Annotated in this window: 23 protein-coding genes; 10 read left to right on the plus strand and 13 right to left on the minus strand. The window is 70.5% G+C overall.

All coding sequences use genetic code 11. The features are described 5' to 3' along the window. The first annotated feature begins 29 nt into the window (after positions 1-29). Entirely contained in the window at positions 30-275 is a 246-nt protein-coding gene (locus BJ992_RS21945) for a hypothetical protein (protein ID WP_221474929.1), read from the plus strand. Positions 276-366: 91 nt separating this feature from the next. Here BJ992_RS21945 and BJ992_RS21950 read toward each other — a convergent pair whose 3' ends face one another. Further along, on the minus strand, positions 367-1395 hold the full coding sequence (locus BJ992_RS21950) for an aldo/keto reductase (protein ID WP_184983943.1): 1029 nt from the start codon (positions 1393-1395) through the stop codon (positions 367-369). Positions 1396-1534: 139 nt separating this feature from the next. Here BJ992_RS21950 and BJ992_RS21955 point away from each other — a divergent pair, with 139 nt between their 5' ends. The 3 genes from BJ992_RS21955 to BJ992_RS21965 all read left to right on the plus strand — a co-directional run bounded on the left by BJ992_RS21955 (position 1535) and on the right by BJ992_RS21965 (position 9026). Continuing rightward, positions 1535-2395, plus strand: coding sequence for a helix-turn-helix transcriptional regulator (locus tag BJ992_RS21955; RefSeq protein WP_184983945.1), 861 nt, complete (start codon positions 1535-1537; stop codon positions 2393-2395). Between the two features lie 75 nt (positions 2396-2470). Next, complete coding sequence (locus BJ992_RS21960; RefSeq protein WP_184983947.1) at positions 2471-2794, plus strand: CU044_2847 family protein; 324 nt, start codon at positions 2471-2473, stop codon at positions 2792-2794. 1 nt (position 2795) lies between these two features. Then, entirely contained in the window at positions 2796-9026 is a 6231-nt protein-coding gene (locus BJ992_RS21965) for a trypsin-like peptidase domain-containing protein (protein ID WP_184983949.1), read from the plus strand. A gap of 3 nt (positions 9027-9029) precedes the next feature. Here BJ992_RS21965 and BJ992_RS21970 read toward each other — a convergent pair whose 3' ends face one another. The 3 genes from BJ992_RS21970 to BJ992_RS21980 form a co-directional block, all read right to left on the minus strand. Then, positions 9030-9653, minus strand: a complete 624-nt coding sequence (locus tag BJ992_RS21970; protein WP_184983951.1) for a DJ-1/PfpI family protein — start codon at positions 9651-9653, stop codon at positions 9030-9032. 2 nt (positions 9654-9655) lie between these two features. Further along, entirely contained in the window at positions 9656-10621 is a 966-nt protein-coding gene (locus BJ992_RS21975) for a GlxA family transcriptional regulator (RefSeq protein WP_184983952.1), read from the minus strand. A 192-nt stretch (positions 10622-10813) separates the two neighbouring features. Then, positions 10814-11347, minus strand: coding sequence for a TetR/AcrR family transcriptional regulator (locus tag BJ992_RS21980; RefSeq protein WP_184983954.1), 534 nt, complete (start codon positions 11345-11347; stop codon positions 10814-10816). A 79-nt stretch (positions 11348-11426) separates the two neighbouring features. On the opposite strand from BJ992_RS21980, the gene BJ992_RS21985 reads away from it, so the two are divergent. The 3 genes from BJ992_RS21985 to BJ992_RS33900 all read left to right on the plus strand — a co-directional run bounded on the left by BJ992_RS21985 (position 11427) and on the right by BJ992_RS33900 (position 16246). Then, positions 11427-12641 carry an FAD-dependent monooxygenase gene (locus tag BJ992_RS21985; RefSeq protein WP_184983956.1) on the plus strand — a complete coding sequence of 405 codons (1215 nt, stop codon included), beginning with the start codon at positions 11427-11429 and terminating at the stop codon, positions 12639-12641. Positions 12642-12726: 85 nt separating this feature from the next. Beyond that, positions 12727-14643 (plus strand): N-acetylmuramoyl-L-alanine amidase, encoded by a 1917-nt coding sequence (locus BJ992_RS21990; RefSeq protein WP_343072795.1) that lies wholly within the window; start codon positions 12727-12729, stop codon positions 14641-14643. Positions 14644-14932: 289 nt separating this feature from the next. Continuing rightward, positions 14933-16246 (plus strand): aKG-HExxH-type peptide beta-hydroxylase, encoded by a 1314-nt coding sequence (locus BJ992_RS33900; RefSeq protein WP_184983958.1) that lies wholly within the window; start codon positions 14933-14935, stop codon positions 16244-16246. Between the two features lie 154 nt (positions 16247-16400). Here BJ992_RS33900 and BJ992_RS22000 read toward each other — a convergent pair whose 3' ends face one another. From BJ992_RS22000 to BJ992_RS22030, 7 genes are all read right to left on the minus strand, one after another. Continuing rightward, positions 16401-17789 carry a glycine--tRNA ligase gene (locus BJ992_RS22000; RefSeq protein ID WP_184983960.1) on the minus strand — a complete coding sequence of 463 codons (1389 nt, stop codon included), beginning with the start codon at positions 17787-17789 and terminating at the stop codon, positions 16401-16403. Between the two features lie 152 nt (positions 17790-17941). After that, positions 17942-18223: an antibiotic biosynthesis monooxygenase family protein gene (locus tag BJ992_RS22005; protein ID WP_184983962.1), complete on the minus strand. Its 282-nt coding sequence runs from the start codon at positions 18221-18223 to the stop codon at positions 17942-17944. 49 nt (positions 18224-18272) lie between these two features. Next, the gene (locus BJ992_RS22010; RefSeq protein ID WP_184983964.1) at positions 18273-18662 is read right to left on the minus strand and encodes a Fur family transcriptional regulator; all 390 of its coding nucleotides are present in this window, start codon (positions 18660-18662) and stop codon (positions 18273-18275) included. Next, positions 18659-19519 carry a metal ABC transporter permease gene (locus BJ992_RS22015; RefSeq protein ID WP_184983966.1) on the minus strand — a complete coding sequence of 287 codons (861 nt, stop codon included), beginning with the start codon at positions 19517-19519 and terminating at the stop codon, positions 18659-18661. Before BJ992_RS22015 ends, BJ992_RS22010 begins: the two co-directional genes overlap by 4 nt. Beyond that, complete coding sequence (locus BJ992_RS22020) at positions 19516-20340, minus strand: metal ABC transporter ATP-binding protein (protein WP_425503691.1); 825 nt, start codon at positions 20338-20340, stop codon at positions 19516-19518. Before BJ992_RS22020 ends, BJ992_RS22015 begins: the two co-directional genes overlap by 4 nt. Continuing rightward, a complete protein-coding gene (locus tag BJ992_RS22025) occupies positions 20337-21350 on the minus strand; it encodes a metal ABC transporter solute-binding protein, Zn/Mn family (protein WP_246496744.1) in 1014 nt (337 codons plus the stop codon). Before BJ992_RS22025 ends, BJ992_RS22020 begins: the two co-directional genes overlap by 4 nt. Before the next feature lie 69 nt (positions 21351-21419). Then, complete coding sequence (locus tag BJ992_RS22030; RefSeq protein WP_343072796.1) at positions 21420-21863, minus strand: DUF6703 family protein; 444 nt, start codon at positions 21861-21863, stop codon at positions 21420-21422. 140 nt (positions 21864-22003) lie between these two features. Here BJ992_RS22030 and BJ992_RS22035 point away from each other — a divergent pair, with 140 nt between their 5' ends. From BJ992_RS22035 to BJ992_RS22045, 3 genes are all read left to right on the plus strand, one after another. After that, the gene (locus BJ992_RS22035) at positions 22004-22585 is read left to right on the plus strand and encodes an NADPH-dependent FMN reductase (protein ID WP_184983968.1); all 582 of its coding nucleotides are present in this window, start codon (positions 22004-22006) and stop codon (positions 22583-22585) included. 6 nt (positions 22586-22591) lie between these two features. Beyond that, positions 22592-22927, plus strand: coding sequence for a winged helix-turn-helix transcriptional regulator (locus tag BJ992_RS22040; RefSeq protein WP_184983970.1), 336 nt, complete (start codon positions 22592-22594; stop codon positions 22925-22927). An 80-nt stretch (positions 22928-23007) separates the two neighbouring features. After that, complete coding sequence (locus tag BJ992_RS22045; protein WP_184983972.1) at positions 23008-23562, plus strand: CGNR zinc finger domain-containing protein; 555 nt, start codon at positions 23008-23010, stop codon at positions 23560-23562. An 18-nt stretch (positions 23563-23580) separates the two neighbouring features. Here the strand turns inward: BJ992_RS22045 and BJ992_RS22050 are convergent, their stop codons facing one another. After that, positions 23581-24210 (minus strand): DUF899 domain-containing protein, encoded by a 630-nt coding sequence (locus tag BJ992_RS22050; RefSeq protein ID WP_184983974.1) that lies wholly within the window; start codon positions 24208-24210, stop codon positions 23581-23583. A gap of 74 nt (positions 24211-24284) precedes the next feature. After that, positions 24285-25058, minus strand: a complete 774-nt coding sequence (locus BJ992_RS22055; RefSeq protein WP_184983976.1) for an isoprenyl transferase — start codon at positions 25056-25058, stop codon at positions 24285-24287. Between the last annotated feature and the right edge of the window lie 11 nt (positions 25059-25069).

Consider the following 25069-nt stretch of genomic DNA (forward strand, 5'->3'; position numbering starts at 1 on the left):
AAGGCTGGAGTCATCTCCTCGTCCACGCTGTGGAGAATCTCGACCGGGCATGGGTGGCGATCACTGCCGAACCGCGGCGAGTCGACCTCCGCCAACACCCCCTCAAAGGCGCGCTCGGAACAGTCAAGATCGGTGGAGAGGTGCTGGAACAGTGGCAGTACGAGGCCACATCCGGCGGTCGCATCTGTTACGCCATCGACGATCCTGACCGCACTTTATGGATCACTTGGGCTGGGACCGGACATCCGCAAAAGACCGACAAACGCAGGCGCTGACGACAAGCGTGATTCATCGGCGCGGCTCACCAGAAATGGCTCCGGAACGTGGACGGCCGGCGTGGGTCGCGTGATGTACGGGGTGACGAGGTCAGCGGCGGCGGAGGGCCGGGTTGGTGAGGGCGGGTGGGGTGTAGTAGTTGTCGGCTGGGTTGAGGTCGGTGCCTGGGGGGACTATTTCGTCGATCCGGTCGAGAACGTCGGGGGTGAGGGTGACGTCGGCGCCGGTCAGCAGGGAGTCCAGTTGGTCCATTGTGCGGGGGCCGATGATCACTGAGGTGACGGCGGGGTGGGAACGGACGAAGGCCAGGGCCAGGTGGGGCAGGGGGAGGCCGGCTTCGTCGGCCAGTTTGGCGAGGTCGGTGACGGCTTGGAGTTTGCGTGCGTTCTCCGGCAAGGAGATGTCGAACTTGTGGCGTTCGATGGTGGTACGGCCTCCGGTGGAGGGGTCGAGGTCCTCGGCGGAGCGGTAGCGGCCGGAGAGCCAGCCGGCCGACAGGGGGCCCCAGGTGAGCACACCCATGCCGTACTTCTGGGTGGTCGGCAGGACGGCGGCCTCCACGCCGCGGGCCAGGATCGAGTACGGCGGCTGCTCGGTGCGGAACCGCACGTGACCGCGCCGTTCCGACACCCACTGCGCCTCGACGATCAGTTCGGCGGGGAACGTGGACGAGCCGACGGCCCGCACCTTGCCGGCCCGCACGAGGTCGGTCAGCGCGCCGAGGGTCTCGTCGATGTCGGTCGCCGGGTCGGGACGGTGCATCTGGTACAGGTCGATGTGGTCGGTGCCGAGCCGCCGCAGGCTGTTCTCCACCTCGCGGACCAGCCACCGCCGCGACGTACCGCCGTGGTTCGGGTCGGGGCCCATCGAGCCGTGCGCCTTCGTGGCGAGCACGACGTCGTCCCTGCGGCCCTTCAACGCCTTCCCGACGATCTCCTCAGAACCACCGGCCGAGTAGATGTCGGCGGTGTCCACGAAGTTGATCCCCGCGTCGAGCGCGCGGTGGATGATCCGCACACCTTCGTCGACGTCGTTGTTCGCCATGTCGCCGAACATCATCGCCCCGAAGGCGAACTCGCTCACCGATATGCCGGTCCCACCAAGGGTTCTGCGCTTCATGAAGTGACGCCTTCCAAAAGGATTTCCGTAGATCGGGACGTTCACCACCCTGCCAACCGCCACGCGAACGCCACCAGGCCCGGCTCAACCGGGGTCTGCCAGAACCACCCAACCCCGCCGGCCACCGCATAATGCTTCTATGGGGCACGGGACGGAAGAGATCACGCCATTCCTGAAGACCCGGCGCGCCGCGCTGGACGCCGCGGCCCTCGGCCTGCCGGACGGCCCGGCCCGGCGGCGCGTGCGGGGCCTGCGCCGCGAGGAGGTCGCGCAGCTCGCCGGCATCAGCGTCGACTACTACACCCGCATCGAGCAGGGCCGCGCGCCGTCCGTCTCCGACTCGGTCGTCGACGCCGTGGCCCGCGCGCTGCGCATGACCCCCGACGAGCACGCGTACCTGCGCAACATCACCCTCCCCCGCCGCCACACCGGCACCGGCTGCTGCGACGACACCGCTCGCCGTCCCGAGGTGCGGCCCCAGATCCGCGAGCTGCTCGACGCGCTGGACGACACCGTCCCCGCCGTCGTCCACGGCCCCGGCATGGACGTCCTCGCCTGGAACCGCATCGCGTCCCGGATCGCGTTCGACTACGACACCCTGCCGGAACGCGACCTCAACACCGCACGCCTGGTGTTCCTGCACCCCGACGCCAGGAAGCTGTACCCCGACTGGCCCGCCATGGCCGCCGAGGTCGTCGCCATCCTCCGCGCCGAGGTCGGCCACCACCCCGACGACGTCCAGGTCCACACCGTCCTGTGCGACCTGACCGAGGCCAGCCCCGACTTCAGCGCGCTGTGGGACACCCAGTCGGTCCTGGAGAGCGAACACGGCGTCAAACGCATCTACAACCCCCTCGTCGGCGAACTGACCCTCACCTACGAGTCCTTCGCCCTCCCCGGCGACCCCGGCCAGCGCCTGTGCACCTACACCGCCCCCAAGGGCTCCCCCACCGAGGAACGCCTCCACGCTCTCGCCGACCTCGCCGCCGCGGACGCCTGAGAACCCGTGCCGGCAGCGTTACGATCCGTGTCATTCATCGTGTAAGCCCACCCACACCTCCCCCGGGGTCCACCTATGAGTGAACTGATGTCGTTCCCTTTATCCGGCGGCGGCGACGTCCTGGTAGAGATCTCAGAACACGACGACCCCGGCATCCGGCGTGCCTCACGCGCCGGCGACGTGATAACCGCCACCGCCGCCTCGCTCCAGTCGGCCCTGGCCCCTGTCCGCACCGCCGCGGAAGCCGCCTTGGACACCTTCCGCAGAGCCGGCCCCGCGGAAGTCGAGATCGAATTCGGCATCCGCCTGACCGCCGAGGCAGGCGCCGTCATCGCCAAGGCCGGCACCGAGGGCCACCTCACCGTCAAGCTCACCTGGCGCGCCGAACAGGCCTCCTGACGTGCGCTCCTGGTCGGCCAGAATCCTCGGCGCCGGCGGCGGGGTCCACGGCGCCGGCGTCCTCATCTCCCCCCACCACGTCCTCACCTGCGCGCATGTGGTGAACGCCGCCTTGGGCCGCCGTCCAGGCTCCCTGGTCCGTCCCGACGAGGAGATCGACCTCGACTTCCCCGCCGTCCCCGGCACCTCACGCGTACGCGCGACCGTCCCTGAGGACTGCTGGTTCCCCGTCGAACCCGACGAACGCGGCGACATCGCCGTGCTCCACCTGACCACCCCGGCCCCCACCGGAACGTCCCCGGCTATCCTGACCGGCACCTCCACCCGAGGCACCCCCGTCCGCGTCTACGGCTACCCCACCGGCATCGACACCGGCGTCTGGGCCACGTCCTACGAACTCGGCGACCCGAGCGGCCCCGCAGCCGAGTGGATCCAGCTGGACGCCACCCGCGTCCCCGGCCGCCGCATCGAACGCGGCTTCAGCGGCGCCGGCGTGGAATGCGACACCACCGGCCACGTCCTCGGCATCACCATCGCCGAGGACGGCACGACGATCACCAAGGTCGCCTGGATGCTCCCCGTCGCGACCCTGCGAGCCCGCTGCTCTCTGGTACCCGAGTCCTCGCCGCGCGAGCCACTGCCGCTGGAGTTGGCCGGCGTCCTGCGCATGATGCGCCAGGTGACCGACACCCTGCCGTACCCGATGCGCGGCAGGTACGGCCGCGCTCCCCTGTCCACCGTGTACGTCCGCCAGAGCGTGGCCGCCGCCACGCCGGCCCGCCACCCCTTCGAGGATCAGGCCGAGGACCACCGGCATCAGGAGAAGGACCGGCGGTCCACGCGCATCACCCAGCCGTTCGATCTCGTCTTCGACCTGCACGACCACCTGGTGATCGAAGGCGCCGCGGGCCTCGGCAAGAGCACCCTCGGACGCAACCTGACCCGCACCTTGGCCGGGTCGGCCCTCGACATGGAGGACTCCGGGGGGACGTTGATCCCCGTTCTCCTCCCGGCTCGCGTCCTTGCCTCGCACCTGTCCCGGAGCTGGCCGGAGGCGCTCAGCGCCTCGGTGACCGAGGAATACGGCCGGCCGGACGGCGTCGTCCCGCCGCGCCTGTTCACCGGCCCGCTCGCCGGCCGCCGATGGCTGATCGTGGTGGACGCTCTCGACGAGATCCCCGACCACGACGACCGCGAGAAGCTCCTGGCCGTACTCGCGACCCGCATGTCCCTGACCGACGCGCCGTTCCGCTACCTCGTCACCACCCGGCCCCTGTCCCCCGGCGAGATCGAGCAACTGCGTGGCCCCCGAGTGGGTTTCTACGAACTCCAGCCGTTCGACGAGGACGCGCTCATCACGTTCGCGCACAACTGGTTCAACCCCGGCGGCACCCCCGCAGGCACCACCGCCGCCGAGGAGTTCCTGCTCCAGGTCCGCCTGGCGGACCTGGAGGACCTCCTGGACGTCCCCCTGCTCGCCACGGTCGCCGCCGACCTCCACCAGAGCCGGCCCGACCAGGCACTCCCCGCCAGCCGGTACGAGTTGTACGAGGAGTACATCAACCAGTTCGTCCACGCACGCACCACGACCCTGACGGCACTGCGCGACGTGTCCGGTCTTCTCGACTGGCTGCGGGAGAACCGCACCTTCCTGCTGGAGGCGCTCGCGACGGCGTACACCACCAGCGAGACCCCTTTGCTGGAGGTCGCGCGGAACGTACTCGCCGCGCATTTCCCCCTGCCGCCTCGGCCGCCTGCCGGTTGGGAGAACGCGCTCGCCGAGTGGCTGTCCCAGACCGGCGTCGTGACCCGCCATGGCCATCGCCTGCGGTTCCTCCACCAGACCTTCGCCGAACACCTCGCGGCGACGGCCCGCGCCAAGTCCCTGCCGGACAGCTTCGACCCCGGCCGGTCGCCATGGGACGAACTCGTGCGCGGCCTCCTCCGCGACGACGAGAGCGCGGTACGGGTGCTGCTGCACCACCTGCACCTGTCCGAGCGTGACAGCGGGCTCATCGACTGGCTGCAGAACGGCACACGGGACCAGCGCGACAGCGCGGGTGTGCTGATCAGGCAAGGGATTCCCTGTACCGATGCGCAACGCACGGCCTATCTCCTCCGGCTGGAGGAAGGGATCGGCACCTGCTCCACCTACGACCTCAGAAAGTCGTTGACCGGTCAGACACGGTTCCCCTCGGTCCGGGTCAGGCTGGAAAGGCTCGTGGCGCTGGACACGGTCGCCGTGGACAAGAAAGTCGTGCTCATCGACCTTCTGCGTGACCGTTCCGACCTGGTCCGGGACAGCGGTGCCGCCGTCCTGCGGGGGCTCATGGCCATGTCCGCGCGGCCCAAGGACCGTTGTGCGGCCGCGGCTGTCCTCGCCAAGTTCGGCGGCGACCACCGGACGTTCGCGGCCGAGGTCCTCAAGGAGATCGCCGGCAGTTCCACGGTCGCACCGGAGCAGTGCCTGACGGCGGCCGAGGAGCTCGCCAGACTGGGTGGAGGGCACCGTTCCCAGGCGGTTGCGCTGCTCAGGCGAATCGCCGCCGACCCGGCCGCCGCCACCTGGTCCCGGCGACGTGCCGCGAAGATCATGGCCAAACTCGGCGCCGAAGGCGAGGGGTACGCGGCCGAGACACTCACCCAGCTCGCCACCGATCCGATCCAGTCTCTTTCCCATCGCCTCGGTGCCGCCGGGGAACTGGCCGGCCTCGGCGGCGCTCATCGAGAACAGGCCATGGCGATCGTCGATCCGCTGGTCGACGATCCCGGGGTCACCGCTTACAGCCGAGGTCTCATGCTGGCGGAGGCGGCCGCGATCGATCCCCGCTATGCCTCGCGGGCCACCGAGGTTCTGCGTGAGATGGCCGAGGACCGGTCACTGGACGCCTGGGAGCGGTACGAAGCGGTGGAGAAACTGGCCGAGTTCGGCCGCAGGTATCACGACCGGGTCGCCGAAGTCATGTTCGAGATCGCCACCGACCCGGAGACATATTTCTACGTCCGCTGGACCTTGGCCCACGAACTGGGAGAGCTTGGCGACAAGTACCGGAGCCGCGCCGCCGAGGCGCTGGGCCGGCTGTCCACCGATGTCGACCTGGACGCGGAGCAACGGATTCAGGCCGCTGAAGAACTCATGTCGTTCGGCGAGGAGCACCGGGACCGGGCCGTCGAGGTCCTCCGGCAACTGATCGACGATCCGGCCGTCGATCTGACGGAGCGTGGCCGGGCCACGACCCTGCTGGCGAACCTCGGCGGTGAACACGTGGTCGCGCTGGTGGACCGGCTCACCCGGCTCCTCAACGACCCTTTCTCGTCTTGTGACGATCGTGTGTACGCCACGACCGCACTGCTGACTCTCCAACCGGACACCACTGCCGTGTCCACGGCCTTGCTCTGGCACCTCGTGCGAGCTCCCCGGACCGGCTCCGGAGCCCGGCGACAGGTCGCGGAGACATTGGACGATCTCGGACTCCACTTCTCCGATCAGGTGGCGGCCGTGTACCGCATGCTCGCAGGCGACCCGATGGTGCCGTGGAGGCTTCGGTTGTCCGCGGCTGTGTGGCTGAGCGCTGTTCGCTGTTCCGAGCCGGAATTCCTGAGGGAGCTCGTCTCCGATCCGGCGATCGATGTCTACGACCGGTGTGACGCCGCCGCCGAGTTGGCTACTGTGTCCGATCTCCACAGCCAGGAGATGGCCGCGGCGTTGCATGCCCTCGGTACCGATCCGCTGCTGACCGCGCGGGATCGCCGGCAGGCCGACTCCCATTTGTCCGCAATGGGGCCACGAAATCACGTCTACCAGGTAGAAATCTTGACGACGCTGGCCTCCGATACGACGTATGACGGAATTTCACGCTGGATGGCGGCCATGGGCCTGGCGCATCTCGGCGAGCGCGAACGCACCATGGCGACGCGGGTACTCCAGCGCCTGGCCACCGATCCGATGGCCACGATCAGCACACGGACCGAGGCTCTGACGACGCTCGCCACATTGGACCCGGCAGAACGGCCTCGTGTGGCCGAGGAGTTGCGGGCCCTCGTGGCGGATCCGGCGGCCGATCGGTACGACCGCGTGACTGTGGCGAGAATTTTGGCCGGTCTCGGCGACGCGTATCGAGCACCGGCGGCCGAGATGCTGATCGATGTGACGCGTGATCCGCTCACTACCTCCGACGACCACGTCCGAGCGGCCACCGGTCTCGTAGGACTAGGCGGCAGCTACCGCGCGACCGCCGCCGAAATCTACGAGCGTCTGGCCTCCGACGCCGCTCTCGACGCCGAAGCACGCCGAGAGGCGGCAGCGGCCCTCGCGCGGCTCGGCGGCGCCTCCACCGACCGAATGGTCGCGCAGCTACGGGAGATCGGTGCCGACCCGCTGATCGACGCCGCGACGCGCCACGCGGCGGCGACAGAACTGTCCCGGCTGGGAGAGGAACACCGCGCCACCGCCGCTCGTGTTCTCCACAGCCTGGCGTCCGGCTCAGCGGTGGAGCCGGAGGCCCGCGTGGACGCGGCCAAAGCGCTGATGTCCGTGGACCCCGCGGCCCTGACCGCCGTCGTCGACGTGCTCGACCGGCTGGCCTCGGACACGTCGATCCACGTGGCCACCCGCCACCGGGCCGCCGAGCGGCTCCTGCGGCTCCCCTCCTCCCTGGCCCGCGACCTCGCCTGCCGACACCTCGGTGCCATCGCGGCGGACCAGCGGACCGGCGGCTGGGATCGCGTCCAGGCCGTCGAGACGCTGAGCCGGTCCGGCCCCATGGCCCGGCGGCTCGCCGCGGAAGCGCTCCGCCGGTTCACCGGCGACGACGGCGCGCTGCCTCGCGCGCTCGCCATGGCTTCGCTGGCCGACGTGGACGGACACTGGTACCACGAGGCGATCGCGTCCCTGACCGGGATCGCCGCCGATCCGGCGCGCGAGGGTGGGACCCGGTTGACGGCGGCGATGGGCCTGTCCCGGCTCAGCGTGTTCCACCGCGAACGCACGGCCGATCTCCTCCTCGCCGTCGCCGAGGACACGGCTCTTTGCGCATGGGAACGCCGGCTGGCCGCCGATCTCCTCGCCAGGTTCGGGCCTGACCGGCGTGCGCGGGCCGGGGAGGTGCTCGCGATGCTCCTCGCCGACGGTGGCGCGAGTCCGTGGGAGCGGGTGGAGGCGGCCTCGGCACTGGCCGAGCTCGACCACGACCGCAGGCCGTCCATCCTGGAGACCTTGAGGCTGATCGCCGACGATCCGGCCATTCCAGCCGGCCAGAGGTTGCACGTCGCACGGACCATGATCCGCTTCGGCCGCTCGGCATACGAGCCTGCGGCGGAGGTTCTCGATCGCATCACCGGGGAACCCGGCGCCGAGAGCGAGGTGCGGTGCGGCGCCGCTCGCACCATGGCCGAGCTGGACGGTGAGTACCGTGAGCGGGCCGTGGAACTCCTTCATGGCCTGCTCACCGAACCGGCACTCGACGCGGCGGAACGGCATGACGTCGCTCTGCTGCTCGCACGGTTCCCGGGTGAACACCCCACCCGCGCCACCGAGAGTCTGCGGCGGTTCGCCGGGGACGACACCGTTTCCGAGGCGGACCGCGCCGCGGCCTGGGGGACGCTGGCACTGGTGGCGGGCCGGGACGACGGTCGGGCCACCGAAACCCTGACCCGGCTGACCAGCGCTCCGATCACGGAGGTGCGGCGTCTGCGTGCGGCGCTGACGACACTCGCAGGGACGGCGGTCGGACATCGCGCTCCGGCAGCCGAGCTCCTCCACCGCATGGCCCTCACCTCGACGTCCGATGCCGTGGAACGACGCCACTGCGCCTTGGCGCTCGCGGAGCTGGGAGACGAGGCCAGGAGAAGGGCCACCGACACGCTGAGGCGCCTCATCGCCGATGTCTCCGATGATCCAGCCGAACTCGCTCTCAGTGCATTCGCGCTCGCATCCCTTGACCCCACCCACCGGGCCGCCGCGGAACAGGCCGCGATCACAGCTCTCGACGCCGCCGATATCTCCGCGGACCAGCGCGGACAGATCGCCGATCAACTGGCCGGCTCGGGCCGCCGGCACCAGCACGCGGCCACCTTGGTCCTGTACGGGCTGGTCACGGATGCTGCTCTCGACGCGCGAACCCGCTTCGAGGCGGTCCGCAGGCTCAGATGGCTGACCGGGCTCGAGTGGCTGACCGGGACGGATGACCGCATCAAGGAACCCGTGCCGCGATGGATCCCGATGTACACCTGACGGTCAGACGATCAGGCTGAGCGCGCGCTCCCGTATCTCCGGTGACGCCGACGCCGGAGAGCCGGCCTGGAAGGGAGGCTCGGGGTCGTACTCGATGGCGAGCTGGACGGTCTCGGCGGTGGGGATGTCGGTGGCTTCGGCGAGGAGGGTGAGAGCCATGTCTATGCCGGCGGAGACGCCGGCGGCGGTGACGTACTTGCCGTCGATGACCACTCGGTTCGCCACGGGGGTGGCGCCTAGGTTGTGGAGGCCGTCGAGGACGGCCCAGTGGGTGGTGGCCTTGCGGCCGGTGAGGAGGCCGGCGGTGGCGAGGATGTAGGAGCCGCTGCAGACGGAGGTGGTCCAGCGGGTGTGGGGGTCGGCTTGCCGGAGCCAGTTCAGGAGGGTGGGGTCGGACATGGCTTGCAGGGTGCCGGGGCCGCCGGGGACGAGGATGACGTCGGGGGTGGGGAGGTCGGCGTAGGTGGCGGTGGCGGTCAGGGAGAGGGTGCCTCGGTCGTCCACCACGGGGCCGGGGGTTTCGGCCACGAAGGTGACCTGGTGGCCGGGGGCGAAGGCGAGGACGGTGTAGGGGCCCACGGCGTCGAGAGCGGTGAAGCGGGGGTACAAGGGGATGGCTACGTGCATGGTCAGGGCTCCTTGGACTGGAAGCGGCGGCGGTAGTCGCCTGGGGAGGTTCGCCAGTGGCGGCGGAAGACCCGGTAGAGGGTTTCCGGAGCGCCTAGCCCGGTGGTTCTGGCGATGGTCGGCAGGGGGTGTGTCGTGGTCTCGAGGAGGCGGCGTGCGGCGTCGGCCCGGCTGCGTTCCACGTAGCGGCCTGGGGGGATGCCGGTCTGCTGGGTGAAGACGCGGGAGAAGTGGCGGTCGCTCATGCCGGCGCGGCGGGCCAGGGTGGGGACGGAGAGGTCGGCGGCGGGGTTGGCGTCTATGTAGGCCTGGAGGTCGCGGAGGTGTTCGGCGGGTGGGGTGGTGGCGTGCAGGGGGGTGCTGAACTGGCTCTGGCCGCCGGGGCGGTGGAGGTAGACGACGAGGCCGCTGGCCACGTCGCGGGCCAGGCGGTGGCCGTGGTCCTCGGCCACGAGTGCCAGGGAGAGGTCGATGCCGGCGGTGACGCCTGCGGAGGTCCAGGTGTGGCCGTCCTTGACGTAGATGGGGTCGGGGTCGACCTCGACGTCGGGGTAGCGGGTGGCGAGCTGGTCGGCGACGAGCCAGTGGGTGGTGCAGCGTCTGCCGGTGAGGAGGCCGGTCTCGGCGAGGAGGAAGGCGCCGCTGCAGACGGAGGTGACGCGGCGGGAGGCGGACGCCAGGCGGGTGACGTGGGGGGTGAGGTCCGGGTCGGTCAGGTGGCTCTCTATGCCGAGGCCGCCGACGATCATCAGGGTGTCGATCGGGGTGGGGACGTCGGCGAGGGCTGTGCGCGCGGTGACGGTGACGCCGCCTCGTGCGGTGACCTCGCCGGCCCGGGGGGCCGCGACGTGGACCGTGTAGCCGTCGTCGCCGGTCAGGAGGGTCGCGGTGGTGAAGACGTCGGAGGGTCCGGCGAGGTCGAGGAGCTGGAATCCCTCGTAGATGACGATGACGACACGGCGCTGCATGCAACCGATGCTCGTTGACGATGCGTGATGGCGTCCACGACACGGTCATTGCGTTTTATGCCATGGGGAAGTGGCCGAATGTCCGGCAGAGAGGAAAGGGAGGGGACGGCGGCCGTATCAGTGCGGGCAAGGGCTGCGGGTGCGGCGGAGTCCGGAACGGTGGGGGTGCGGCGAGCAGGGCCGCGGGGGGACTCAGATGCCGAGCGCGGCGCAGGCGGCGTCGACGGTGGCCTTGCGGAGTTCGGGTTCCGGGACGTCGGAGAACTGGACGGTGCAGTCCTGCAGGCCGCCTAGGGCCACCACGGCGCGGGTGGCCTGCGCGAGGGTGGGGTCGGGGCCCACCAGGAAGACGGAGAGGCGGGTGCGCCAGGTCACGACGGTTTCGATGAGGCCGAGTTCGGCGATGGTGGTCATCTCGGTGAGGACGAGCATGATGTCGTCGCGGTGGCGGTAGTGGAAGTCGAAGAAGCCGCCGAGGAGTTCGCGGGGGTCGACGTGGTCCTTGGCCTCCTGTTCGCGTACGAAGCGTTCGCCGTCCTCGATGAGGGGCTGGACGATGCTGCGGACCAGGTCTTCGCGTGAGGCGAAGTGGTAGTAGAGGGCCGGTTTGGTGATGCCGAGGCGGTCGGCGATCTCCTGGAGGCTCGTCTTGTGCACGCCTTGGCGCGCGAAGAGTTCACGCGCGGCCGATTGGATGCGCTGCCTGGTGTCGGAGGGACGTGGCATGTGTCCAGAATATCCCTACTGACCGATCGGTAAGTTACGTGGTAATTTGCTTACCTATCGTTTAGTAAGGAGTGTCGACATGCGCGTTCTTGTCTCCGGCGCCAGCGTCGCCGGGCCGGTTCTCGCCTACTGGCTCACCCGGTACGGATTCGAGGTGACCGTCGTGGAGCGTGCGCCGGCGCCGCGCAAGGCAGGCGGCCACTCGGTGGACCTGTTCCGGCCGGCCATGGACATATCCGAGCGCATGGGTGTGCTGCCGCGGGTGGAGGCCCTCGCCACCGGCACCGACCGGCTGGTCATCCACCGGCCCGGCGTGAAGAAGCCGGTGACGCTCGATCTCACCAAGGTGTTCGGCGCCACATCCGACCGGCACGTGGAGATCATGCGGGACGATCTGAGCGAGATCTACTACGACGCCACCAAGGACGACATCGAGTACGTGTTCGGCGACAGCATCACGACCATCGAGGACGACGGCCAGGTGCGCTTCGAGCGTGGACAACAGCGTCGTTTCGACCTCGTGGTGGGGGCCGACGGGTTGCACTCCAACGTACGGCGGCTGGTCTTCGGTCCGGAGAAGGACTACACGACGTTCATCGGCGCCTACTTGGCCGTGCTGACCCTGCCGGCGGGTCAGGTCCCGGACGGGGAGTTCGCCGTGCATGTGGACGCCGGCCGGGTCGCCGGTGTCTACCGCGCGGCGCACATGGAGGATTCCAGAGCGGGATTCCTGTTCCGCAGCGAGCACGAGCTCGACTACCACTATCGCGACGTACCCCGGCAGAAGGAACTGCTGCGCCAGAGATTCGACGGCATGCACCCGGAGGCGGACCGGTGGCTGGCCGAGCTGGACGGCACGCCGGCGTTCTACTTCGACTCGATCACGCAGCTCCGCATGGACACCTGGTCGCGCGGCCGGGTCACCCTGGTCGGCGACGCGGGGTACTGCCCGGGCCCTGCGGTCGGCGGCAGTACGAGCCTCGCCGTGGTCGGCGCGTACGTGCTGGCCGGTGAGCTGGCCGAGGCCGGCGGCGACCACACGCGCGCCTATCCGGCGTACGAGCGCGCGATGGCGAAGGCCGTGCGGGACAGCCGCGCGTTCGCGCTCGGCGCGGCGCGGACGCTCGTGCCGGGGTCGGCGGCCGGGGTGTGGGCTCTGGCGCAGGGTGCGCGGCTGGTGTCGGCGCTGCCGGTCGCGGTGACCAGAGGGCTTTCCAAGCTGAACACCAAAGGGGTGCGGCTGCACGACTCGATCGCGGTGCGTGACTACTCCGCCGTCCCCTCGATGGGATGAGAGGTACGTCAGGCCAGGTGAAAGCGTACTGACACGCCGTGCGACATGAGTGAGATCATGCCGCTGCTCACCTAGGGTGACCGGCGTGGTGTTCCCCGTGTGGCCGTGCGCGCCTCGGCGCGCCGTGTTCCAGATGACGGCGCTGGTGCTGGCCGGAGTGACCTGGTGCGGCGGCATGGGGACGGGTGCGCAGGAGCCCGCCGATCCGGCGCGGGCCCGGCAGAAGGCGTTCCGGGTGGCGGCGCTGGCGTACGGGGTGCCGGAGAAGGTGCTGCTCGCGGTGTCGTACCTGGAGTCGCGGTGGGACGCCAACCAGGGGGTGCCGAGCGTCACCGGTGGGTACGGGCCCATGCATCTCACGGACGCGCGCACGGCGCTGCGGGGCCGGACGCCGCCGGTGCCGGCGGGGCCGGACCTGCAGCGGGTGGACGAGGCGGCGCGGCTCACCGGGCTGCCGGGTGAGCGGCTCATCACCGATCCGGACGCCAACGTTCTCGGTGGCGCGGCACTACTCGCCACCTACCAGCGGGAACTCGGCGGCCGGCCGGTGAGCGACCCGGCGGCGTGGTACGACGCGGTGGCACGGTACGCGGGGACCGGCGCGGGGCAGGGGTTCGCCGACGAGGTGTTCGCGGTCCTGCGTTCCGGCGCGTCGCGGGTCACCGACGACGGCCAGCGCGTGACCCTCGCCAGGCTCGGCGGGATCACTCCCCCGGTGTCCGGCGACGGCCCGCGCGTGGCGTCGCCTGCGGCGCGGGAACGTCAGAGCGCGCCGGCGCGGCTCGGGGAGGGACGTGACGTGGAGTGTCCGCGAGGTGTGGAGTGCGAGTGGCTGCCCGCGCCGTACGAGCGGCTGCCCGGTGGCAAGTACGGCAACCACGACGTGGCGGACCGGCCGAGGGACCAGAGCATCGACTACATCGTGCTGCACGACACCGAGGCGACGTACGCGCAGACCCTGAAGATGGTGGCCGACCCGGCGTACGTGAGCTGGCACTACACCATCAGGTCGGCCGACGGTCACATCGCGCAGCACGTGCGCACCAAGGACGTGGCGTGGCACTCCGGCAACTGGTACGTCAACGCGCACTCCATCGGCATCGAGCACGAGGGTTTCCTCGCCAAGGCCGGGGCCTGGTACACCGAGGCGATGTACCGCAGCTCGGCGCGCCTGGTGCGCTACCTGGCCAGGCGGTTCGGCGTCCCGCTCGACCGCGCGCACATCCTCGGTCACGACAACGTGCCGGGCACGGTGCCGAGCGCGGTGGCCGGCATGCATGTCGACCCGGGGCCGTACTGGGACTGGGGGCACTACTTCGCGCTGCTCGGCCGGCCGGTCAGGGCCACCGGCGGCCGGGACGCGGGGCTGGTGACGATCCGCACCGACTACCCGCGGTACCGGCCGAGGTTCACCGGCTGCGGCGGCGTGGACTGCCCGCCGCACGGCTCGGCGTCGGTGTGGCTGCACACCGCGCCGAGCGACGACGCGCCGCTGGTGCGTGACGTCGGCCGCAGACCCACCGGCGAGACGACGTACGACGTGTACGACCACGGCGCGCGGGCCACCACGGGCCAGCGGTTCGCCGTCGCGGGACGCAGGGGTGACTGGACGGCGGTGTGGTACCTCGGTCAGCTCGCGTGGTTCCACAACCCGACGAACCGTCCGACGGCCGTCGAGACCGAGGGGTTCGTCGTCACGCCGCGCCGCGGCCTGGACGTCGTGCCGGTGTACGGCCGGGCCTATCCCGAGCGCGGCGCGTACCCCAAGGGGGTGCCGGTGCAGGACGTCACACCGCTGCAGTACGCGTTCCCCCGAGGTCAGCGGTACGCCGTGGGCCGGGCCACCCGCGGCGAGTACTTCCACGCGAACACCCCGGACCCGGAGGAGCACCGGGTGGTGCGGGGACGAGTGGTGTACTTCCAGATCCAGTTCGGGCACCGTGTGGCGTTCGTGAAGGCGTCCGATGTGCGGGTGCTGCGGCCCGACTCGACGACGGGTTGATTCGTGTCCGGCGTCACGGCCGTCCCGGATCGGTCTCCGCGTCATCGGTGAAGAAACCCGCGCGCTCAACGGCCTCACGATGGATACGGCGCTGTGCCGACGCCGGCACGGAGTGCGGCATTTCCTGCGGCAGGCAGGTGCCGTACCTGTCGGGGTGCCGGCGCCTTGACGACTGCTCGACCGGCTGACCTACTCTTGCGTTGTCAAAACGGACATGTGTGGGGCGCTCCTTGATTGCTGAGCCAGATGTGCCGGGAGGAACCGCCTCCGGATCGACCGGCGAACTGCCGTGAAACCCCGGCGGCCCACCATGCCGGCCGGGCTGTTCGACCGGATCGCCGCAGGTGAAGGTGGTGGTCGCGCGCTGCGGGTGCTGTCCGCCGCCGAGTACGGCAAGCGGCTGATGCTCCTGCGCGCCGTCGTGGACGAGGCCACGGCCCGGGCCCATCCGGAGGTGGAGACGGCCCGGCGCGCGTACGGCACCCTCGCCGTGTTGCAGCGCCGAGCTCCCGGCGCGGTACGGGAGGTGCTGGCTTACCCCGGTGTCGGCGCCTTGGCCGTCGCCGTGCTACGCGGCCTCGCCGGCGGCGGCCTGGATCGCGGCCTGGAGGCCCGCTCCGGTCCGCGGGCCGACGTGACGCTCGATTCGTCCGCAGCGACGCTCGCCGGCCCCGGCGTGGGGCCGGGGTGGCTGGCATCGGTGGCCGCGGCGGCGGCGGTGCGAGCGCGGGTCTCCATGTCGGTGCCGGTGCGGGTGCACGGACGTGGGGTGGTGCTGCCGTCGCTCGGGCTGGCCGAGTTCCCCCGGGCCGCCGAAGGCCAGGAGGCCATCGTGCTGACGGGTGGCGCGGGGGCCGCGGTGGCGACCGGGGATCAGGTGGTCCGGGTGCCTGAGGACCCGCACCAGGAGTCGGGTCCGTGGCTCGGGTTGCGGCGGCTCGCCGTCGGCACCGGCCGGGACACACTGACCCTGCTCGTCGACGATGTGGACCCTCTGCGGTTCCCGCTGCTCGACCGCTGTGCCCCGCGCCTGTCCCGGGACGACGTCGCGGCGTGGCGCGCCGTGCTCACCCCCGCGTGGCGTCTGCTCGTGCGGACCCACGGCGGGGTCGCCGCCGAGACTATGGCCGGGCTCAAAGTTCTGGTGCCGCTGCGTCCGCCGTCCGGCGCCACCTCGTCCGCGGCCTTCGGCTCCCTGGTCCTGGCCCTGCCGCCTGACCCGGTCACGCTGGCCCTGTCGTTGGCGCGGGAGATACAACACGCCAAGCTGTCGGCCCTCGGCGCCTTGTTCCCCCTGATCGGCCCCGAGAACGGCGAAATGCTCCCCGTTCCCTGGGGAGACGATCCCCGTCCCGTAGGCGCTCTCGTCCACGACGCCTACGCGCACCTCGGCACGGCCGCCTTCTGGTCCCGCCAGACCCGCGTCCCCCAGCCCCCCGAGGCCCTGCGCCACGCGCGGACCGAACTGGCCCGCTGGAGCAGGGCCGCCTGGGACGTGACGACGATCCTGCTGGCCGGCGACCACCTCACCCCCCAAGGCCACCGCTTCACCACCGGCATGCGCCGCTCCCTCTCGACCTTGCGAACCACGCCACCCGCGTGACCACCTGTCCCGCCGCGAACGGCGCCGGCTTCACCACACCACGTCCCACCGCGTCGGCGCCAGAAGTCAACCCCTGGGCCGGGCCAGGGGCCGGCATGCCGGAGTCGGCGGCAGGCGTGCGCGTCAGGAGGATGCGCACGCCTGCCTGGGGTCGTCAGTCGTTGAGGTGCTGGCGGAGGTAGCCTTCGACCTGGTCGAGGGCTATGCGCTTCTGGGCCATGGAGTCGCGTTCGCGGATGGTCACCGCGTGGTCCTCGAGGGTGTCGAAGTCGACGGTGATGCAGAAGGGGGTGCCGATCTCGTCCTGGCGGCGGTAGCGGCGGCCGATGGCGCCGGCGTCGTCGAACTCGACGTTCCAGCGGCGGCGGAGCCGGGTGGCCAGGTCGCGGGCCTTCGGGGAGAGGTCGGCGTTGCGGGACAACGGGAGGACGGCGGCCTTGACGGGGGCCAGGCGGTGGTCCAGGCGCATCACGGTGCGCTGTTCCATCACACCCTTGGCGTTGGGGGCCTCGTCGACGGTGTAGGCGTCGATCATGAAGGTCAGGGTGCAGCGGTCGACGCCGGCGGCGGGTTCGATGACGTACGGGACGTAGCGTTCGCCGGACTCCTGCTCGAAGAAGGACAGGTCGGTGCCGGAGGCGGCGGCGTGGGTGCTGAGGTCGAAGTCGGTGCGGTTGGCGATGCCTTCGAGCTCACCCCACTCGGTGCCGGTGAAGTTGAAGCGGTACTCGATGTCGACGGTGCGCTTGGAGTAGTGGGACAGCTTGTCCTTGGGGTGCTCGTACATGCGCAGGTTGTCGCGGTCGATGCCGAGGTCGACGTACCAGGCGAGACGCTCGTCGATCCAGTACTGGTGCCACTCCTCGTCGCTGCCGGGCTTGACGAAGAACTCCATCTCCATCTGCTCGAACTCGCGGGTGCGGAAGATGAAGTTGCCGGGGGTGATCTCGTTGCGGAACGACTTGCCGATCTGGCCGATGCCGAACGGGATCTTCTTGCGCGAGGACTGCTGCACGTTGAGGTAGTTGATGAAGATGCCCTGCGCGGTCTCCGGCCGCAGGTACGCCAGACCCGACTCGTCCTCGACGGCGCCGAGGAAGGTCTTCAGCAGGCCGTTGAACATGCGCGGCGAGGTGAACGCACCCTTGGTGCCGCAGTTGGGGCAGGTGAGATCGGCGAGGCCGTTCTCGGGGGCCCGGCCGCCGTGCTTCTCGGCGTAGGCCTCCTCGAGGTGGTCGGCGCGGTACCGCTTGTGACACGACTGGCACTCGGTCAGCGGGTCGACGAACTCCTTGACGTGGCCGCTGGCCTCCCAGACCTCACGCGCGAGGATCACCGAGGAGTCCAGGCCGACGACATCCTCACGGCCCTGGACCATGGACTTCCACCAGGCGCGCTTGACGTTGTTCTTGAGCTCGACACCGAGCGGGCCGTAGTCCCAGGACGCGCGCAGCCCGCCGTAGATCTCGCTCGACGGGTAGACGATCCCGCGGCGTTTGGCGAGGCTGACGATCGTGTCCATGATGTCGGTACGGCGGGCCATCAAGAATCTCCATCCGGCTGGCGGTCGGGGTGGGGCTGAGAGTGGATCGAAGGGCGCGTCACCTGCCCGATCTCTCCCACAAGCTTAGGGGAACCGGCGACACGACCCGCACACAAATCCACGCCACGCGACGGCGTCGCCACGACGCGCGGTCACGGGCTGCTCACCACGACCTCGAAGGCGCTCGGCTCGTTCAGCATGAGCGTCATCAGAGGGTACATCTCCATGCGGGCCGCCGACAGGGCTCTGCGGTAGAAGCCGGCCCCGTCCCACGTGCTCACCAGGGCCCACAGGTGCGGCTCGTCGGCGGAACGTCCGAGCTGGCCGCCGCGGTAGCCGTCCTGCGCCGCGAACCGTTCCAGGATCGCCGTCGCCGACGCGACGAACTCGCCGCTCCTGGCTTCCGGCACCGTGTATCTGATGAAAGCGAGCATGCCGCACAGCATGCCAGCCCTCGCCGTGCCTCCCCGCCAGGCGGTCCGCTCAGCCGGCCGACGCGACGGCCCGGCAGGCGGCGCAGACGCCGAAGACCTCGACGGTGTGGGTGATCGACGTGAAGCCGTGCTCGGCGCCGACCGCGTCGGCCCAGCGCTCCACGGCGGGCCCGGCGACCTCGACCGTGCGGCCGCAGTTGCGGCAGACCAGGTGATGGTGGTGGCCGCCGGTGGCGCAGGCCCGGTAGACCGACTCACCGTCGTCGGTGCGCAGCGTGTCGACCTGACCGGCGTCGGCGAGCGACTGCAACGCGCGGTACACGGTGGTAAGGCCGATCTTGGCGCCATCGGCCCGCATCTGCGCGTAGATGTCCTGCGCGCTGCGGAAACTCGTGCTGCCGGCCAGCACGAGCCGTACGGCCTCGCGCTTGCTCGTCATGATCCGGCCGCCATCGCGGCCCGGTCGCGTTCCATGCCCGCGACCCGGCCGCGCCGCACGAAGCGGCCCGCGACCAGCGCGACGCCGAAGCCGGCGAGCGCGAGCAGCACGATCGCCGCGCCAGGCGCGACACCGGCGTAGAACGCCGTGGTGAGGCCGCCGACGGTGGACACCACGCCGAGCAGCATGGCGAGCAGCATGGTGGCGGTGAAGCTGCGGGTCACCTGCTGGCCGGTGGCGACCGGGACCACCATGAGCGCGCTGACCAGCAGCAGGCCGACCACGCGCATCGCGATGACGACGGTCAGCGCGGCGGTGACGGCGATCAGCAGGCTGAGGAAGCGCACCGGCAGGCCGTTGACCCTGGCGACCTCCTCGTCCTGGCACAGCACGAACAGCTCACGGCCGAACACGGCGACAACGCCGAGCACGAACGCCGTGAGGATCGCGATGACCCACACGTCCGCCGAGGTGACGCTGCTGATCGACCCGAACAGGTAGGACGTGAGCGTCGAGTTGCTGCCGCCGGGGGCCAGGCCGATGAGCAGCACGCCGCCGGCGATGCCGCCGTAGAACAGCAGCGCGAGCGCGACGTCCCCGGTGGTGCGGCCCCTGGCGCGGACGAGCTCGATGACGACCGCGCCGAGCACGGCCACGACGACGGCGGTGAGGACCGGCGCGGTGCCGGTGAGGAAGCCGAGCGCCACGCCGGTCAGCGCGACGTGGCCGATGCCGTCGCCGAGCAGCGCGAGCCGCCGCTGGACGACGAAGACGCCGACCGCCGGCGCGGCGAGGCCCACGAGCAGCGCCGCGGCGAGCGCGCGCCACATGAAGTCGAACTGGAGCATCTCGATCATCGGACGGTCCCCGGGTTCATCGGGCCGCCTGAGACGTCGTAGGCGTGCGGCTGTTCCAGCTCGTGTCCGGGCCGCGGGTGGCACGCGGCGTCCTCGGCGGGCCGGCCGTCGTGCGCGACCACGCCGTCGCGCAGCACGATCGACCGCGTGATCAGCGGAGCGAGCGGGCCGAGCTCGTGGGTGACGAGCAGCACGGTCCTGCCTTCCTCGACGAGGCCGGTGAGGGTGGCGGCGAGCTGGTGCTGGCTGGTGGCGTCCACCCCGGCGGTCGGCTCGTCCATCACGAACGTGTCCGGCTCCCCGGCGAGGGCCCGCGCGATGAGCACGCGCTGCTGCTGGCCGCCGGACAGGAAACCGACGGGGTCGCCGGCCCGGTCGGTGAGGTCGACGGCGGCCAGTGCGCGCGCCACGGCGGCGCGGTCCTCGGGTCGCGCGCGGCGCAGCCGGCCGCGGCGTGCGATCCTGCCGGACGCCACGACCTCGCGCACGGTGGCCGGCACACCGCCGCCGGCCGACAGGCGCTGCGGCACGTAGCCGACGCGCCACCAGTCACGGAACCGCGCGGGTGGCACGCCGTACAGCTCGGTCGTGCCGCCGGACAGCGGGATCAGGCCGAGCAGGGCCCGGATCAGGGTGGACTTGCCCGAGCCGTTGGCGCCGAGCACGGCGACGACCTCGCCTGCCGTGATCGTCAGATCGACACCGCGCAGCACACGGCGGCCGTCCAGGCTCACCTGGCCGCCTGACATGGCGAACGCCACCGGCGCGGCGGCGGCGGTGCTCCGCTCGGACACGCCGGTGGCCTGGGCTGATGAGGTCATGAGCATCCAAGTGCGCTGCGAAGGACGGTGAGGTTCGCGCGGGCCGCCGACAGGTAGTCACCTGAGCGCGGCCGGCTCTCGATCGGGTTGAGCACCGCGGTCGTGGCGCCGACCTCCTTGGCGAGGACCTCGGCGACCTTGGGGCTGACGAGTTCCTCGGTGAAGATGGTAGTCACCCCTTCCTGCTTGGCGACCCGTGCCACCTCGGCGAGCCGCGCGGGGGACGGCTCGGACTCGGGGTCGAGGCCGCTGATGCCGACCTGCTTGAGCCCGTAGCGGTCGGCGAGGTAGCCGAAGGCGGAGTGGCTGGTGACGATGGTGCGGCTCCGGCAGGTGGTGAGGCCGGCGCGCACCTCGGCGTCCAGCGCGGTCAGCTCGGCCGCGGTGGACTTGGCGCGGTCGGCGTACGCGGCGGCGTGCGCGGGGTCGGCCTCGCCGAGGCGCTCGCCGAGCTTGACAGCCGCCTCGGCGAAGCGCGCGGGGTCGAGCCAGACGTGCGGGTCGTACGACAGCTCCTCGCCGGCGTGGCCCTCCCCTTCGTCCGCGTGGCCTTCGTCGCCGGTGGACGGCAGGGTCGTGATGGCGGCGGCGACGTCGAACGCCTTGGCGGCGCCTTGCTCCCCGATGGCCTCGTCCACCGCGGGCTGGACGCCTTTGATGTGGACGACGAGATCGGCCTGCTCGACGGACGCGATCTGCCGCGGGTCGAGCTCCAGGTCGTGCGGCTCGACCCCGGGCTGGGTGAGCGAGGTCACGTGCGCGTCAGGCCCGGCGACCTTGGTGGTCATCCACTCCAGCGGATAGAACGCGGCGAGGACCTCAGGTTTGCCGGACGAGCCGGTCCCCGCGGCCTGACCGGCGCCGCATCCGGTGACGGCGATCAGCAGGCCCGCGCCGAGCAGCGCGGCGGCCCGCAGGCGGCGGGACCCACCGGCACGGCGATTCAGGAGAGAACGGTGAGAACGAGAGGAACGGGGGGAACGGTCGTGCGCGCCGGTCGAGTCGAGCAAGCCACACCTGGACGAAAAGGGCATCACCCTTCCGAGTATGCGCAGAATGAAAACCGTTGTCAAAACCACTCAGAAGAGTCCGAAGCGATCAAGGGCCAGGAGCAGCAGGAACGTGCCGAGCGCCACCCGCATCAGCCTGCCCCCCTTACCCAGCGACGGCCACGACATGTACGCCAGCCATCCCACGAAGCCGAGCACCGGGAGCGCGGCGAGACCACCTCGCCAGTCGTCCATCACGAACCCGGCGAGCAACAGCACCACCATCACCACCGGGACCACCCAGCGCGGCAGCCCGTACAGGTAGACCAGCGGCGTCGCGCTCCTGCGCTCCACCGCGCGCCGCGTCCCTGTCGCGCCGGGGGTGACGAAGTGCTCGCCTTTCGGCAACGGCCGTCCGCCGCGGGGCCGTCCCCCGCCGGACTTGCGCGCGAGCGGGTGAGCGGGTACCGCACGCTCAGGCGGCGGTCCACCACGGGAGGGCTTGGAGGACTCGGAATCACGCTTGTCGGCCACGCTTCAGCGTAGCGTCACCGCACGCGGCGGCCTTCCGCCGCGGACACCTCCGGCGGGAAGGCAATGGAAGGGAATAGGCCACCCCAGTGCTAAGTTAACTTGAGTCACTCAGCATTTCTTAGTACTGCGAGGAGTACGACATGGCGAAGCTTCAGATCATCGTGGCGAGCACCCGTCCCGGCCGGGTGGGCCTGCCGGTGGCCGAGTGGGTCGAGGAGGCGGCGCGCGCGCACGGCGCGTTCGAGGAGGTCGAGCTGGTGGACCTGGCCGAGGTGAACCTGCCGTTCCTCGACGAGCCGCACCACCCGCGCCTGCGGACGTACGTCCACCAGCACACCAAGGACTGGAGCGCCAGGATCGCCGGTGCCGACGCGTACGTGTTCGTCATGCCGGAGTACAACTACGGGTACAGCGCGCCGCTGAAGAACGCCATCGACTACCTGCACCACGAGTGGGCCTACAAGCCCGTCGGCCTGGTCAGCTACGGCGGCGTCGCCGCCGGCACCCGCGCCGCGCAGATGATCAAGCAGGTGGTCACCACCCTCAAGATGACCCCAGTGTTCGAGGCGATCGCCATCCCCTTCGTCCAGCAGTTCCTCGACGAGGACGGTAATCTCTCACCCAACGACGTCATACTCTCCGCCTCCAAGGCGATGTTCGACGAGCTCAAGCGCGTCTCCGACGCCTTGCGTCCCCTGCGCGAAACCCCCCAGCCCGCGTGAGGCCCGATGCACGAGATCCACGAGGTCTGTACCCGCTTCCACACCGCCGTCGAGCTGATCGGCGCGCGGTGGAGCGGCGCCATCCTGCGCGCCGTCTTCACCGGGGCCCACAGGTTCGCGCAGATCAAGGAGGCCATCCCCGGCCTCAGCGACACCATGTTGTCCGCACGCCTGCGCACCCTTGAGGCCGAAGGACTCATCACCAGGACCGTCCTGCACACGACCCCCGTGCAGGTCGAGTACCACCTCACCGCCAAGGGCCAGGACCTGGCCCCCGTGCTCGACGCGCTGATCGACTGGTCGCACAAGTGGATCCCCCTCTCCCCCGGCTCCCGCGAGTGACCACGGCCGCGCGCCGGGAGGGGATACGCTTTCCGACGGGAACGGTCACGTTGGTCCACCGGGTCATAGGGGAAAAGCGGATGCCATTCGGTCATGACATGGCGTGCTCCCTCGCCGCCGTCGCCGACCTGATCAACACCGCTCCGCAGACCGCGGCCGACGGCTCCGACGGCCTCGCGACCCTGCCGGACCTCGAGGCCTACGTCAGCCGCCGCAAGGTCAGCGGCGTCGGCGAGGTGCGCCAGGCCGACCTGGAGCAGGCCCGCGCGCTGCGCGCGACCTTCCTCGACATCTTCGCCTCCCCCGACGCCTCGACCGCCGTCGAACGCGTCAACGCGCTGCTGGAACGCACCCGCATCACCGCACGCCTGACCGAGCACGACGGCTACCCCCTGCACGTCCACTACTTCGGCCCCGGCGCCTCCCTGACCGAGCACCTGGCCGCCGACTGCGGCGTGGCGCTGGCGCACCTGCTGGTCATGGGTGAGTGGGAACGCCTGCGCGCCTGCACCGCACCCGGCTGCGCCAAGGTCTTCTTCGACGAGTCCCGCAACCGCTCCCGCGTCTACTGCGACAGCCGCACCTGCGGCAACCGCATGCACGTCGCCGCCTACCGGGCCCGCCGCCGCGCTTGAGCCGGCGAGAGCCGGTGCTCAGCCGTACGTCGGACGCTGGGGCCAGCCGGGTGGGGAGTCCTCCCAGTCCTGCATGCGGCCGTACGGTGTCAGGTCGAGGATGCTGTGGCCGAACAGGAGGCGGTCCACGCCGCGGGACGTGGTGTTGTAGGTGCGGTAGATGTCGTCGCCGTCGCGGAGGAAGACGGTGAGCATGAAGCCGCCGCCGGCGTCGCAGTCGGCGGAGAAGGTCGTGCCGCGGGAGGAGACGAAGGGCAGGGTCCAGCCTTTTTTCTGCTTGTACGCCTCGATCTGGGACAGCGGCATGTTGGAGACGGTGGCCCACGAGACGCCGCGGTCGGCCAGCAGAGGGAGCGCCGTCACCGGGACGTTGTCGGTGAAGGCCGTGCAGCCGGGGCAGTAGTGGTCGGGGCCGTTGTCCATGAACTGGTAGACGACGAGCTCACCGCGGCCTTCGAAGAGGTCGAGCAGGGTCTTCGGGCCGGTGGGGGTGTCGAAGGTGTATTTGTTCTCGAAACCCGTCATGGGGAGGCGGCGGCGCCGCGCGGCCAGAGCGTCCTGAGCGCGGGTCAGCTCTTTCTCGGCGGCCAGCAACTCGGCGCGGGCCTGCCGCCACTCGTCGAGCGGGACTGTCGGGGGTTTCTCCATGCGCCGATTGTTCCCGTGAGCACCGACAAAAGCGTGCGGCTCGCCGCCGGCCGTCGGGACCGGCCTGGCGTCGGTCAGGTGACGTTGGGGAGCGCGCCGCCGTAGCGGCGGTCGCGTTTGGCGTAGATCTCGCAGGCCTGCCACAGGTCGCGGCGGTCGAAGTCGGGCCAGAGCTGGTTGAGGAAGACCATCTCGGCGTAGGCGGACTGCCAGAGCAGGAAGTTGGAGATGCGCTGCTCGCCGGAGCTGCGGATGAACAGGTCGACATCGGGGATGTCGGGCTCGTCCAGGTAGCGGGTGAAGACGCGCTCGTTGATCTTGTCGGGCTTGACGCGGCCGTCCGCGACGTCCCTGGCGAGGCGCGCGGCGGCGTCGACGATCTCGGCGCGGCCGCCGTAGTTGACGCAGAACTGCAGGGTGATGGTGCTGTTGTTCCTCGTCATCTCCTCGGCGTCGCGCAGCTCGTTGATCACGCTCTTCCAGAGGCGGCCGGGCCGGCCGGCCCAGCGGATGCGGACCCCCATGGCGTGCAGCTCGTCACGGCGGCGGCGGATCACGTCGCGGTTGAAGCCCATGAGGAAACGGACCTCGTCGGGGGAACGGCGCCAGTTCTCGGTGGAGAAGGCGTACGCGGAGAGGTTCTTGACGCCGATCTCGATGGCCCCTTCGATCACGTCGAACAGGGAGGACTCACCCGCCTTGTGGCCCTCGGTCCTCGCGAGCCCTCGCGCCTTGGCCCAGCGGCCGTTGCCGTCCATGACGATCGCGACGTGCGCGGGAAGCAGGTCACGCGGGATCGGCGGCGGTACGGCGCCGGAGGGATGCTTGGACGGCGGACGGACGTTCACGTTGTGTTTCT

Source organism: Sphaerisporangium rubeum (assembly GCF_014207705.1).
Classification (GTDB): Bacteria; Actinomycetota; Actinomycetes; order Streptosporangiales; family Streptosporangiaceae; genus Sphaerisporangium; species Sphaerisporangium rubeum.

What these genes read in the sequence shown, in the direction of transcription:
- BJ992_RS22005 (WP_184983962.1), bottom strand. Translation starts at nt 18,223, where the DNA reads ATGCTCGCTTTCATCAGATACACGGTGCCGGAAGCCAGGAGCGGCGAG.
- BJ992_RS22035 (WP_184983968.1), top strand. Translation starts at nt 22,004, where the DNA reads ATGGCGAAGCTTCAGATCATCGTGGCGAGCACCCGTCCCGGCCGGGTG.
- BJ992_RS21955 (WP_184983945.1), top strand. Translation starts at nt 1,535, where the DNA reads ATGGGGCACGGGACGGAAGAGATCACGCCATTCCTGAAGACCCGGCGC.
- BJ992_RS21975 (WP_184983952.1), bottom strand. Translation starts at nt 10,621, where the DNA reads ATGCAGCGCCGTGTCGTCATCGTCATCTACGAGGGATTCCAGCTCCTC.
- BJ992_RS21980 (WP_184983954.1), bottom strand. Translation starts at nt 11,347, where the DNA reads ATGCCACGTCCCTCCGACACCAGGCAGCGCATCCAATCGGCCGCGCGT.
- BJ992_RS22040 (WP_184983970.1), top strand. Translation starts at nt 22,592, where the DNA reads ATGCACGAGATCCACGAGGTCTGTACCCGCTTCCACACCGCCGTCGAG.
- BJ992_RS22010 (WP_184983964.1), bottom strand. Translation starts at nt 18,662, where the DNA reads ATGACGAGCAAGCGCGAGGCCGTACGGCTCGTGCTGGCCGGCAGCACG.
- BJ992_RS22050 (WP_184983974.1), bottom strand. Translation starts at nt 24,210, where the DNA reads ATGGAGAAACCCCCGACAGTCCCGCTCGACGAGTGGCGGCAGGCCCGC.
- BJ992_RS22020 (WP_425503691.1), bottom strand. Translation starts at nt 20,340, where the DNA reads ATGACCTCATCAGCCCAGGCCACCGGCGTGTCCGAGCGGAGCACCGCC.
- BJ992_RS22000 (WP_184983960.1), bottom strand. Translation starts at nt 17,789, where the DNA reads ATGGCCCGCCGTACCGACATCATGGACACGATCGTCAGCCTCGCCAAA.
- BJ992_RS21950 (WP_184983943.1), bottom strand. Translation starts at nt 1,395, where the DNA reads ATGAAGCGCAGAACCCTTGGTGGGACCGGCATATCGGTGAGCGAGTTC.
- BJ992_RS22015 (WP_184983966.1), bottom strand. Translation starts at nt 19,519, where the DNA reads ATGATCGAGATGCTCCAGTTCGACTTCATGTGGCGCGCGCTCGCCGCG.
- BJ992_RS21970 (WP_184983951.1), bottom strand. Translation starts at nt 9,653, where the DNA reads ATGCACGTAGCCATCCCCTTGTACCCCCGCTTCACCGCTCTCGACGCC.
- BJ992_RS21985 (WP_184983956.1), top strand. Translation starts at nt 11,427, where the DNA reads ATGCGCGTTCTTGTCTCCGGCGCCAGCGTCGCCGGGCCGGTTCTCGCC.
- BJ992_RS21960 (WP_184983947.1), top strand. Translation starts at nt 2,471, where the DNA reads ATGAGTGAACTGATGTCGTTCCCTTTATCCGGCGGCGGCGACGTCCTG.
- BJ992_RS22045 (WP_184983972.1), top strand. Translation starts at nt 23,008, where the DNA reads ATGCCATTCGGTCATGACATGGCGTGCTCCCTCGCCGCCGTCGCCGAC.